Source organism: Marinobacter alkalisoli, from assembly GCF_045449855.1.
Classification (GTDB): Bacteria; Pseudomonadota; Gammaproteobacteria; order Pseudomonadales; family Oleiphilaceae; genus Marinobacter.
In genome coordinates this window covers 220,919-233,322 of sequence record NZ_JBJJLC010000006.1, presented here as the reverse complement: position 1 = coordinate 233,322, position 12,404 = coordinate 220,919, and the positions used below count along the sequence as shown (strand labels likewise).

General features: G+C 57.2%; 10 protein-coding genes. 6 read left to right on the top strand and 4 right to left on the bottom strand.

The window, feature by feature from the left end:
• Positions 1-8: 8 nt before the first annotated feature.
• The 4 genes from ACJO5Y_RS04510 to ACJO5Y_RS04495 form a co-directional block, all read right to left on the bottom strand.
• Positions 9-1,715 carry a FimL-related protein gene (locus tag ACJO5Y_RS04510; protein WP_406985232.1) on the bottom strand — a complete coding sequence of 569 codons (1,707 nt, stop codon included), beginning with the start codon at positions 1,713-1,715 and terminating at the stop codon, positions 9-11.
• Positions 1,716-1,963: 248 nt separating this feature from the next.
• Positions 1,964-2,677, bottom strand: a complete 714-nt coding sequence (gene dnaQ, locus ACJO5Y_RS04505; RefSeq protein ID WP_406985231.1) for a DNA polymerase III subunit epsilon — start codon at positions 2,675-2,677, stop codon at positions 1,964-1,966.
• Positions 2,678-2,695: 18 nt separating this feature from the next.
• Complete coding sequence (gene rnhA / locus ACJO5Y_RS04500; RefSeq protein ID WP_406985230.1) at positions 2,696-3,139, bottom strand: ribonuclease HI; 444 nt, start codon at positions 3,137-3,139, stop codon at positions 2,696-2,698.
• Positions 3,129-3,941, bottom strand: a complete 813-nt coding sequence (locus ACJO5Y_RS04495; protein WP_406985229.1) for a class I SAM-dependent methyltransferase — start codon at positions 3,939-3,941, stop codon at positions 3,129-3,131. Before ACJO5Y_RS04495 ends, rnhA begins: the two co-directional genes overlap by 11 nt.
• A gap of 96 nt (positions 3,942-4,037) precedes the next feature.
• Here ACJO5Y_RS04495 and gloB point away from each other — a divergent pair, with 96 nt between their 5' ends.
• The 6 genes from gloB to ACJO5Y_RS04465 all read left to right on the top strand — a co-directional run bounded on the left by gloB (position 4,038) and on the right by ACJO5Y_RS04465 (position 12,398).
• The gene (gene gloB, locus ACJO5Y_RS04490; protein WP_406985228.1) at positions 4,038-4,832 is read left to right on the top strand and encodes a hydroxyacylglutathione hydrolase; all 795 of its coding nucleotides are present in this window, start codon (positions 4,038-4,040) and stop codon (positions 4,830-4,832) included.
• Between the two features lie 155 nt (positions 4,833-4,987).
• Positions 4,988-6,733, top strand: coding sequence for a lytic transglycosylase (locus ACJO5Y_RS04485; RefSeq protein WP_406985227.1), 1,746 nt, complete (start codon positions 4,988-4,990; stop codon positions 6,731-6,733).
• Positions 6,734-6,813: 80 nt separating this feature from the next.
• Positions 6,814-8,631 (top strand): extracellular solute-binding protein, encoded by a 1,818-nt coding sequence (locus ACJO5Y_RS04480; protein ID WP_406985226.1) that lies wholly within the window; start codon positions 6,814-6,816, stop codon positions 8,629-8,631.
• Positions 8,632-8,674: 43 nt separating this feature from the next.
• Complete coding sequence (locus ACJO5Y_RS04475) at positions 8,675-9,760, top strand: microcin C ABC transporter permease YejB (RefSeq protein WP_406985225.1); 1,086 nt, start codon at positions 8,675-8,677, stop codon at positions 9,758-9,760.
• Between the two features lie 6 nt (positions 9,761-9,766).
• Positions 9,767-10,786: an ABC transporter permease gene (locus tag ACJO5Y_RS04470; RefSeq protein ID WP_406985280.1), complete on the top strand. Its 1,020-nt coding sequence runs from the start codon at positions 9,767-9,769 to the stop codon at positions 10,784-10,786.
• Position 10,787: 1 nt separating this feature from the next.
• A complete protein-coding gene (locus tag ACJO5Y_RS04465; RefSeq protein WP_406985224.1) occupies positions 10,788-12,398 on the top strand; it encodes an ABC transporter ATP-binding protein in 1,611 nt (536 codons plus the stop codon).
• Positions 12,399-12,404: the final 6 nt, after the last annotated feature.

Sequence of the window (12,404 nt, the reverse complement as noted above, 5' to 3'; positions counted from 1 at the left end):
AGGTCTCTCTACAGGCCTACATCGTTCAGTGATGACTCGGCGAGGCGGAGCAGGTCTGCGTTACAATCTTCTCGCTTGCCTATGCTCTCGATGTAATATTCGAGGGATGTCAGCGCATCCGCCAGAGCTTCCAGCACCTGTGGGGATGGCGCTTCCCGGGAATCCAGCAGTCGCTCCTGAATCGATGCGGCCACACGCTCCAGCACACTGGCGGCGCCGGGATCCCCGACCATATGCAGCCCTCCCCAGATGCTGTGCAGCGTTCCAGGCAGGTTGGCCAGGTGCAGCTTGTCGTAATCAGACTCAATGAAGGCCGTAATGGCACGCTTGGCCAGTGTCAGCGCGCTCCTGGCCTCATCGGCCACTACGTACGTCGCTTCTTGCAGGTACAGGGATTCATCGCGCTTACGCTCACCCGTTGCCAGGGCATCGGTTTCCGAGGTAATACCACGGGTCACAATCTGCATTATGGCGTCTTCTATGCCAAGCACGGAATCCGCCAGGGCGTAGAGTTCCTCATCACCGGGCGACCGCGATTCAGACTCCCAGCCACGCAGGCGGCTCGCCTCGGCCCGGCATTTTCCGGCAAGCTGGCTCAGGTCCAGCATGACCAGGGTGTTACCGAGCCGTTCAAGGGTGTCCGCAATCGATGAGAATTCTGCCAGATCGGGCTCAATGCCACGCTCAATGATATCCAGCTTGTCCTTCAGCTGGTTCAGCTCATCCTGCAATGCTTCGGAAAGAGACTTGAGAACATCCGCACCGGGACCGTACAACCTCCTTGCGTGCGCTTCCAGCATGGAATCCGGGAACTCCGCCGGCGCCAGCCGGTAGGCAGACAGAATGCCGGCCACCTCCGGATTACCGGAGCCGCTGCGATAGAGGATGTAGATCATATCGCGGATCAGTGAATCGGGAGCATCCTTGGAAGTGGCCACCTTGCCGACGTAAACCACTTCCCGGGCATACTTTTCTATCCGCATGAACATGCGCTTGCGGGCTTTGGTAAAAGGCATTGCCCGATCCAGCATAGTGTCCGCCACGATCGCGACAAGACACCACATCTGCCCCATCGGCGCCCCCTGGCACACTCTGGCCAGCCCCCTGGCGGCACGTCCGATCAGCTTTTTGCTGACCACTTCATTACGCTCTCGCAGAATGCCCAGCAGGGCGACCTGGAACGTCAGCCTCATGCGGCGCGCGAGGATTTCATATTCTGATTCATCGCCCTCGAACGGAGCAAGCGCGACCCCGGAACAGAAGTCCGGTCGGGCTTTGACATCAACATCAAAGAAGCAGGATTCGGGGTAAGGTTTTTCCCGGCGGGCCTCGCGCAAGTCATTGATCACCGGGAGCAACAGTTCCGGATGGTCCGCCCGCTGCTGGTGATAGTATTCAACGTAACGCCGTAGAATGAAGAGTGCGCTGTTGAGAGTGGTCAGCAGAATGTTTTTGTCATCGTTGGCGCCGACAGGTACGTCGTTCGCCATGGTGACGGCTTCCTGGCACAACAGGGTGCCACCGCGCAGTTCCACCAGAATGAAGATACCGCGAAGCTGGTTCAGGAAGTCCACACAGTTTTGCAGATCTTCCCCACTCTCGCGATTTTCCTGAAAGCGTTCAAGGCTGGACTCAGCCTGCTTTATGGTCTGCTCAATTTCACTTTTGACCAGATCAAAGGACTGTGACTTCGTCGCCAGAGACGATTGAACCATAAACGCTTCCTGTTGACTTCGCGGAAACTACCGCGTCCTGTTCTTGGAATGTGACCCTGTCGATGGACTTCGAGGCCTTGTTATGAACCGGCTTTGTCCTGTCCGGTTAACTATTGTGTTCGCAAAAAACTGGCGAACTTATCATTACTTATAACATAAAACTCAAGTAGCTCAAGAAACCGGGAATGTAACAAAGAGTACAGCACGACCCAGTTCGCACTCTGGGTTCGGTGTACCCAGATCCGGCGTTATTCTCCCGGATTGTCCATACGCTCCCAGACGGTCCCGCCCGCCTGCTTCGCGAGCAACTCCATGAACTGGTCATGGGCCGCACACTCATCTTCAGACGCTTTCAGAACCTTCAGCGGCTTCCGCTCAGCGGACAATCGACGGATACCATCCGTGCCACTGTCATTATCAGTACCGGCATCCAGGGAAAGTGCAGTCTGACCACCGGTCAGCAGCAGGTAGACATCCGCCAGGATCTCAGCATCCAGCAACGCGCCGTGCAACTCACGATTGCTGTTATCGACTCCGTAGCGCTTGCACAGGGCGTCCAGGCTGTTTTTCTGGCCAGGATGCTTCTTACGGGCAATGGCGAGGGAGTCCACAATACCGCAATGATCAGCGGTTTTGCGGACGGGTTTCAGACGGGCAAATTCCGAGTCCATGAAGCCCACGTCAAACGCGGCGTTGTGAATGACCAGTTCAGCGCCCCGGATAAACTCGAAAAACTCGTCCGCGATTTCAGAAAACACCGGCTTGTCCGCCAGGAATTCATTGGTAATACCGTGGACCGTGATCGCTTCCGCTTCGACTTCACGCTCGGGATTGATGTATACATGATAGTTGCGGCCGGTGAGCTGTCGCTCAACCATTTCCACACACCCGATTTCGATGATCCGATGGCCTTCCGAAGGATCAATACCCGTGGTTTCAGTATCCAGTACTATCTGTCTCATACCCCTGCCTGTCTCTGATTACCCATTTGCCAGTTCTTCGACACCCCGGTTGGCAAGCTCATCCGCCAACTCGTTATCGGGAATTCCGGAATGCCCTTTCACCCAGTGCCAGTTCACAGCATGACGGGCCACCTGGCTGTCCAGCTCCTGCCACAGGTCCTCGTTTTTCACAGGTTTCTTTGCCGAGGTTTTCCAGCCGTTGCGCTTCCAACCGGCCATCCATTCAGTGATGCCTTTGCGCACATACTGGGAGTCGGTATAAAGCTCTATCTCGCAAGGCCTGTTTAAAGCCTCCAGCCCCTTGATCGCTGCCATCAACTCCATGCGGTTGTTGGTGGTCTGTGGCTCACCGCCATGGAGAGTTTTCCTGGTATCGCCGTATCGGAGCACCACGCCCCAGCCTCCCGGGCCAGGATTGCCCTTGCAGGCGCCATCGGTATAAAGCACAACCTTACCGGCCATTACTGCTCCCTGAATTGGATGATTTGATAGTGGATCGGCTGGCACATCCTCGCGATGCACCCACGGTTCCGGAACCGGGCAGTGTAATCACTTTTTGCTGTTTCCACACGGGGCGGCGGGGAATGCGTGAGCAGACCCGCTTTTTCGCAAGGATACAGTAATAGGCGCCCACCGGAAGAATCCCGTTACCGCAGAGTTTTCCGACCAGGTTGCGGCGACGCTCCGTCACCGGCCTCTGCAGCGGCAGATGGTAAAAGCATGAGCGTGAAGACTCCACCGAAAAGTCCAGTAATCTGAGCCAGTCTTCCATACGGCTTTTCATCAGGAACCGCCCGCCCCACGGACCATTCCGGGATCTCGACAACAGCCGGCGCAATCCCCAGATGCTGATGGGGTTGAAGCCGATCAGCAGGATCGTACCTTCACCGCGAAGCACCCTGGAGGCTTCCCTCAATACCTGATGGGGATGGGGGGAGAAATCCGCGGTGTGGTGAAGTATCACCAGATCCATGGAGTCACCCGGGAAAGGCAATTCATCCGCATCGCACACGGCGACACCATCGGGAATGGCCGGGCTCCAGTTCGGGGTGCTTACGATCTTTTGGGAAAAATCGGTACCACTGGCCAATGGGAACCGGTGACTGATACCCACTTGCAGCTGCCTGGCCCCGGTCAGTTCGTCAAGATGAGCATCAACGCACGCACGCTGATCCGCAAGCAGCGCCCGCCCCAGGGGCGTCTGGTACCACCGCTCAAAGCTGTCATGCCGTAAAGAGAAATCAACGGGTTCGCGCGCTGCCATTGTGTTCTGCCCTCGGCCAAGTGATTGCCGCCCTTGGGGCGGTCGGGGTAATGCATTATCATAACAGGCACATCCATCTGGCACATGTAGGGCACTATGCTGACCATCACCGCAATCCCGGCATTTAACGACAATTACATCTGGTGTCTTGCGGATACCGATTCCGGCAAGGCTCTCATTGTTGACCCGGGCCAGGCGGAACCGGTCAGGGAATACCTCAGACAGCATGATCTGACGCTCGACACCATACTGGTAACCCATCATCACCCGGATCACGTGGGCGGGGTAAACGCCCTGGCCGAAGACGCGCCGGATTGCAGGATTACCGGCCCGGCGGGATCACCGTTCAAGGGAATAACCCAGGCGGTACAGCCCGGCGACGAGGTCACCTGGTACTCGATGACCTTTCGGGTCATGGGCGTGCCGGGGCATACCCTTGATCACATTGCCTACTTTTCCGAGACACAGGTCAACGACCATCCGGTGCTGTTCTGTGGCGATACGCTGTTTGTGTGTGGTTGCGGTCGCCTGTTCGAAGGCACTCCATCCCAGATGCGTGAATCCCTCGCGAGCCTCAGGAGCCTGCCCGATGACGCCCTGGTGTACTGTGCCCATGAGTACACCCTGGCCAATCTCAGGTTCGCCCGACATTGGCTCCCGGAGGATAACGACCTCCGCCGTTTTGAGGACACGTGCCAGGCCCTGCGCGATAAAGGGATGGCCACCGTCCCCTCAAAGCTTGGAGACGAGAAGCGACTGAACCCGTTTCTGAGATGGGACGACCCCGCAGTGATCGAGTCAGCACAAAGATACTGCACCGACAACGGCTTACCGTCGGCTACCGATGACGACGTGTTTGCCGCCGTTCGACACGGCAAGGATCATTTTTAACGCGGTTAACAAATCCTCTCAATGACGTAACCAGAGGTTTCTTGACCCCCTCTGGCCGCGACCATAGAATCCTTTCAAAATTATTGCCATAACTTATTAAATGTGCCGGGCTTCCATACATACCCCGGCGCAACCAGCCAGTCGGAAGTATTACTATGCCGGTCAGACAACTTTCCACGATTTTGTTCGCGAGCGCCCTTATGGGCGGCTGCACCACCCTCGAAAACAGTACGCCTGACTGGATAAACCCCGCCACCTATCTCGGCGACGACAATGAGGACGGCGACAGCCCCCTCGACTCCAGGAAAACGACGGTTGCCGCTGGCGACGATGAGCTGAAAGAATCGGTTGAATCCGGCGGTGACGGCGACAACGATGCACGCACAGAACTCGACGAAGCCATCGCCCCGGAATTGAAAGCCGCAGCGGAAGGCGCCAGGGACAAACTGGACGCCCCCCGGGAACAGGCTGACAAGGACGCCGATACCACGACAGACCTTTGGCACCGGCTACGCGCTGGCTTTGAACTCGATCACGACGTCACTGACCCCAGGGTAAAAAACCAGCTCGACTGGTACCGCAAGCACCCGAGTTACATCCGCCGGGTGGTTGAGCGCGGCAGTCGTTATTTGCACTACATCGTTTCTGAAATCGAAAAGCGCGGCCTGCCAACGGAGCTCGCCCTGCTTCCTGTGGTTGAAAGTGCGTTTGACCCTTTTGCCTATTCTCATGGTCGGGCCGCCGGGCTGTGGCAGTTCATTCCCAGTACGGGCAAATATTTTGGTCTGACCCAAAGCTGGTGGCACGACGACCGCCGCGACATTATTGAAGCAACAGACGCTGCCCTGACCTATCTGGACCGTCTGGCCAAACGGTTCGACGGCGACTACACCCTCGCCCTGGCCGCTTATAACAGTGGCGGCGGCACGGTGTCCATCGCCATGCGCCGCAACCGTAACGCCAACAAACCGACGGATTACTGGTCCCTGAAGTTGCCACGAGAAACCACCCACTACGTGCCCAAGCTGATTGCCCTGGCAAAGATTTTCGACAAGCCCGAAGACTATGGCATCGAACTGCCACCGCTGAGTGATGAACCCTATTTCGAAGTGGTGGAAACCGGCTCACAACTGGACCTTGCGCAGGCAGCGGAGCTGGCAGAAGTGGATGTCGACGAAATCTACCTGCTTAACCCTTCCTTCAACCGCTGGGCGACAGCCCCCGACGGCCCTCACCGTCTGCTTATTCCACGGGAAAAGGCCAGCACGTTCAGGGAGGCACTGAGCAATATTCCGGAGAATGAACGGGTAGCCTGGCGCAACTATGAAGTGGTCGCGGGTGACAGCCTGAGCACCGTGGCGCGGAAGTTTTCCACCACAACGTCCGTTATTCGCCGCATCAACAACCTCTCCGGTGACATGATTCGTGTCGGCCAACGGCTGATGATTCCCTCCGCCAGCCAGAATTCCGACCAGTACGCCCTCAGCGCCAGCCAGCGTCTGGAGAAAAAGCAGTCGCGCAACCGGAAAGGTAACCGTGTCGACTACACCGTCCGCCGTGGTGACACGTTCTGGGATATCGCCCGCGATCATCGGGTCTCCGTCCGCCAGGTGGCGGCCTGGAACAATATGGCGCCGGGCGATGCCCTGATTCCCGGTAAGCGGCTCGTAATCTGGTCACAGAACAGCCAACCGAAAACCGCAGCCAGCAACGACCGGGGCAAGGCCATGGTTCGCAAGGTCGGTTACAAGGTGCGCAAGGGTGATTCCCTGTCAGCCATCGCCAGCCGGTTTTCAGTCAATGTGCGCGATATCGCAAGCTGGAACGACCTGAATTCCGCCCGTTATCTCCAGCCGGGGCAAAGTCTGGTACTCTACGTAGATATCAGGAATAGCCCCTGACAAGTTCGCCAATGGCGGGAACTCCGGGCAATAAAAACAATCATTGATTCCTGGACGATTCACCAAAACGTGCGAGATCTATGACAACAACACGGACAACCTCATACCTTACGTCGTTTTGCTCACTGGCTTTGGCACTCCTGGCCGCCCCACTCCCCGCACAGACGGCGGATGCCGACACCCAACACGCCATCGCCATGCACGGAGCCCCCAAATACTCCGAGGGGTTCAACCATTTTGATTACGTCAATCCGGACGCCCCCAAGGGCGGCACGCTGCGCATGGCAGTCGTGGCGAACGGCTATGATTCCTTTAATCCGTTCGTGATCCGCGGTGTCGCAGCGGCCGGGGTCAGCAGTTACCTGTATGACACCCTGTTGGAATCGTCCGATGATGAACCCTTCAGCGCCTACGGACTGATTGCGGAATCCCTGGAAACCCCAGAGGACCGCAGTTACGTCATTTTCAATCTCCGTGAGGAAGCGCGCTTCCAGGACGGCGAACCTATTACCGCAGAGGACGTCCGGTTCTCCTTCGAAACGCTTACCACGGAAGGGCATCCGTTCTACCGGAATTACTACGCCGACGTCACCGAAGTCACCGTGGAAGATGAGCACCGGGTGCGCTTCGACTTCGGCGACACCAACAATCGTGAGTTACCACTGATCCTCGGACAAATGCCCATCCTGCCCGCCCATTACTGGGACGGCCGTGAGTTCGGTCGCAATGGTCTGAAACCACCGGTGGGCAGCGGCCCTTACAGGATCGGCAATTTCGAGGCCGGGCGCTCCATTACCTACAAACGGGTCGATGATTACTGGGCCCGGGATATTGGAAGTCGAAAAGGCCGTTTCAATTTCAATGAAATTCGCTACGACTACTACTCCGATGACACTGTGGCCCTGGAGGCTTTCAAGGCCGGCAGCTTTGATTTCCGCGTTGAATCTTCCGCCAAGAACTGGGCCACGGCGTACAAGGGCGACAAGTTCGACAACAACACGATTGTCACGGAAGCCATTGAGCATCAACGCCCCGCAGGCATGCAGGCATTTGTCCTGAATACCCGCAAATCGGTGTTTTCGGACCCCAGGGTTCGGGAAGCGCTGTCTTACGGTTTTGACTTCGAATGGGCCAACAAAAATCTCTTCTACGGCCAATATACCCGTACAGAAAGTTTCTTCGAGAACAGTGAACTGGCCTCTACCGGATTGCCAGAAGGGCGGGAACTCGAGATTCTGGAGCAGTATCGTGATCAACTGCCGGAGGACGTCTTCACCGAGGATTATCAGCCGCCGGGCATAGAAGGCAAAAACGGTCTCCGGCAAAACCTGCGCAAGGCGATGCAGCTGCTCAAAGAGGCCGGATACGATATTCGCGACGGTAAGATGGTGAACACTGAAAATGGCCGGCCGCTGTCGTTTGAGGTGCTGCTGCACCAGAAAAACTTCGAACGCATCGTTTTGCCCTTCAAGGACAACCTCGCCCGGCTTGGGATTGATGTATCTGTGCGACTGGTCGACACCAACCAGTACATTCAGCGCGTACGGCAGTTCGATTACGACGTGATTACCCAGGTGTTGCCCCAGTCCGACTCGCCGGGCAACGAGCAGCGGGAGTACTGGCATTCCTCCAATGTCGATGTGAACGGCTCCAGGAACTACATGGGCGTCAACGACCCGGTGGTTGATCAGTTGGTCAGCAAGGTCATCCAGGCCCCGGACCGGGAATCACTGGTTCACCGCGTACGCGCGCTGGATCGCGTGCTTCTTCACGGTCACTATGTGATCCCCCAGTGGTATCTGCCCCGCGACCGTATTGCGTACTGGGGTTACCTGGAGCGTCCTGACATCACACCCAAGAATGGCATTGATATCGACAACTGGTGGATTCAACCCTGACCCAATGATTGCGATCGGTACAACGGTGAAAGGGCTCCACTAGATGGGCGTATACATACTACGACGGCTGGCACTGATCATTCCGACTCTGATCGGGATCATGCTGCTCAACTTCGTTATCGTACAGGCTGCGCCCGGCGGACCCGTCGAGCAGCTGATAGCCGAAATGGAGGGTCATGGCGGGGGTGCCCTGGCCCGTGCCAGTGGCGGCGGCAGTGGCGGTGAAGTTGCCTCCTCCGACGGCGACAGCCGTGGCTCACGGGGCATCCCGGAGGAACTGCTGAAAGAGATCGAGGTCATGTACGGCTTTGACAAGCCGGCCCATGAACGCTTCTTCAAGATGCTGGGGGATTATGCCACCTTCAATTTTGGCGAGTCCTTTTTCCGTGAACGAACGGTGCTTGAGCTGATCGTCGACAAGATGCCGGTGTCCATATCCCTCGGCCTCTGGTCCACGCTGATCATCTACCTGATTTCCATCCCTCTGGGCATTCGCAAGGCGATCACCGACGGTTCACGATTTGATGTCTGGAGCAGTTCCGCCATTGTTGTTGGCTATGCCATCCCGGGTTTCCTGTTTGCCATCCTGCTGATCGTACTGTTTGCCGGCGGCAGCTATTTCGACTGGTTCCCCCTTCGCGGACTGACTTCCTCCAACTTCGACGAGCTTAACTGGTACCAGAAAATCGGCGACTATTTCTGGCATCTGGCGCTGCCGGTCACTGCCAATGTTATCGGCGGTTTTGCCACCCTGACCTTGCTGACCAAGAACTCGTTCCTGGATGAAATCAGCAAGCAGTACGTAGTGACGGCCAGGGCCAAGGGCCTCGAGGAAAAGCAGGTGCTCTATGGCCACGTGTTCCGCAACGCCATGCTGATTGTGATTGCCAGCATGCCGGGCGTATTGGTTTCGCTGTTCTTCACCGGTTCCCTGCTGATTGAAGTCATTTTCTCCCTGGACGGTCTGGGCCTGCTGGGTTTTGAAGCCGCGCTCAACCGGGATTACCCGGTGATCTTCGGCACGCTTTATATCTTCACGCTCATGGGGCTGGTGCTGAAACTGATCAGCGACATAACCTATGTGCTGGTTGACCCTCGCATCGATTTTGAAAGCCGGGAGGGTGCCTGAGCCATGATGTCACTCACCCCGATCCAGCAGCGAAGATTGCGGAATTTTCGCAACAACCGCCGGGGCTTCTGGTCCCTGTGGATCTTTCTGACACTGTTCGGGTTGTCCCTGGTGGCGGAACTCATTGCCAACGACGCGCCCCTGGTGGTGTCCTATCAGGGTGATTACTACTTTCCGGTGGTCGAGTCCGTTCCGGAAGAGACCTTTGGCGGATTCTTGCCTTCTGAAGCCGATTACCGGGATTCGTTCATTGCAGACGAAATCAAGGCCAATGGCTGGATGCTCTGGCCACCCATCCGCTTCAACTATGACACCATCAATTATAATCTTGATGTGCCCTCACCCGCCCCGCCCAGCGCCGAAAACTGGCTGGGTACCGATGACCAGGGCCGTGACGTCGCCGCCCGGGTGATCTACGGATTCCGGATTTCCGTGCTCTTTGGCCTGACACTGACCATTGCCAGCTGCATTGTTGGCGTTACCGTCGGGGCGATCCAGGGCTTCTATGGCGGCAAGATCGACCTGCTGGGCCAGCGTTTCATCGAAATCTGGTCTGGTCTGCCGGTGCTGTACCTGCTGATCATTCTGTCCAGTATCGTCCAGCCCAATTTCTGGTGGCTGCTGGGAATCATGTTGCTGTTTAGCTGGATGGGCCTGGTGGATGTGGTCCGGGCCGAATTTCTCAGGGCGAGGAACTTTGAATACGTTCGTGCCGCCAGGGCGCTCGGGCTGGGTAATCGCAAAATTATGTTCCGACACATTCTCCCCAATGCCATGGTGGCGACGCTCACGTTCCTGCCTTTCATCCTGACCGGCGCCATTACCGGGCTCACCTCGCTGGACTTCCTGGGGTTTGGCCTGCCTTCGGGGTCGCCTTCGCTGGGTGAGCTGATCGCCCAGGGCAAGGCCAACTTGCACGCTCCCTGGCTCGGTATCTCGGCCTTTGTGTCGCTGTCCTTGATGTTGACCCTGCTGGTGTTCGTCGGCGAAGCCGTGCGCGACGCCTTTGATCCGAGAAAAAACTGATATGTCCAAGCTGCTGGAAATCTCAGACCTCTCCATTCGCTTTGATCAAGATCATCTGGTGGTCGATGGTCTCTCCATCGACATCACCCGGGGAGAGACCCTGGCCCTGGTGGGTGAAAGCGGCTCCGGGAAATCCGTTTCCGCACTTTCCATCCTGCGGTTACTGGACGAACGACACGCCCGTTACCCTTCCGGGCGGGTTCTCTTCCAGGGTGAAGACATGCTGAAGGCGAATGACAAAAGGCTTCGGCAAATTCGTGGGCACCGGATCAGCATGATCTTCCAGGAACCCATGACCTCCCTGAACCCGCTGCACACGGTAGAAAAACAGGTCAGTGAAACCCTCGCCCTTCACAAAGGATTACGGGGCCCCCAGGCGCGCAAACGTTGCCTTGAGCTACTCGAACTGGTTGGTATCCCTGATCCTGAAACCCGACTGAACAGCTACCCCCACCAGTTATCCGGCGGCCAGAAGCAACGTGTCATGATCGCCATGGCGCTGGCCAACGAGCCGGAACTGCTGATCGCCGACGAACCCACTACGGCCCTGGATGTGACCGTGCAACGCCAGGTTCTGGAGCTGCTACGGGACCTGCAACAGGAATTCGGCATGGCCATCCTGCTGATCACCCACGACCTGTCCATCGTGCACCGTTATGCGGACCGGGTCGCGGTCATGGAACGGGGCAAACTGGTGGAGCAGGCCACCACCGAGCAACTGTTCAGCGCGCCGGAACACCCCTACACCCGTCGCCTGCTGGATGCCGAGCCCCCGGAACATCCCGTCAGCACAGATCAATCAGATCAACCACTGCTTGAGGTCAGCAACCTCGATGTGCGGTTTGTGATCAAAAAAAGCCTGTTTGGCCGAACGACCCGCTACTTCCACGCGGTTCAGGACACCAGCTTTACTCTGGCCCGCGGAGAAACCCTCGGCATTGTCGGGGAAAGCGGCAGCGGTAAAACCACCATCGGCCATGCCCTGCTCAAGCTCACCGGCGCCACCGGCAGTATTCGCCTGAACGGCGAGGAGCTGGCACATCTGGACCAGAAGCGGTTTCGCCCGTATCGCAGCCGTGTGCAGATTGTTTTCCAGGACCCCTTTGGCAGCCTGAGTCCGCGGATGTCCGTCGCTGAGATCGTTCGTGAGGGGTTGGAAATCCATACCCCCGCCAGTGCAGAAGAGCAGGATCGGAAAGTCATCCAGGCACTCTCTGATGTCGGACTCGACCCGGAGGCAAGACACCGCTATCCCCATGAGTTTTCCGGCGGGCAGCGTCAACGTATCGCGATCGCCAGGGCCCTGGTGTTGCAACCGGAAGTCATCATTCTCGATGAACCCACTTCGGCCCTCGACCGCACGGTGCAGAAACAGGTTATCCAGTTGCTGCGGGATATCCAGGCCCGTTATCAGCTTAGCTACATCTTTATCAGTCACGATCTTTCGGTAGTGAGAGCGCTGAGCCATAAGCTGCTGGTGTTGCAGCATGGCAAGGTGGTCGAATACGGAAACGCAACGGAGATATTCGATTCACCGAAACAGGGCTACACTCAGGAACTGTTGAGTGCCGCGCTGTTCTACCAGAAATCTATCGACCAGAAATCTATCTAGCAGAAA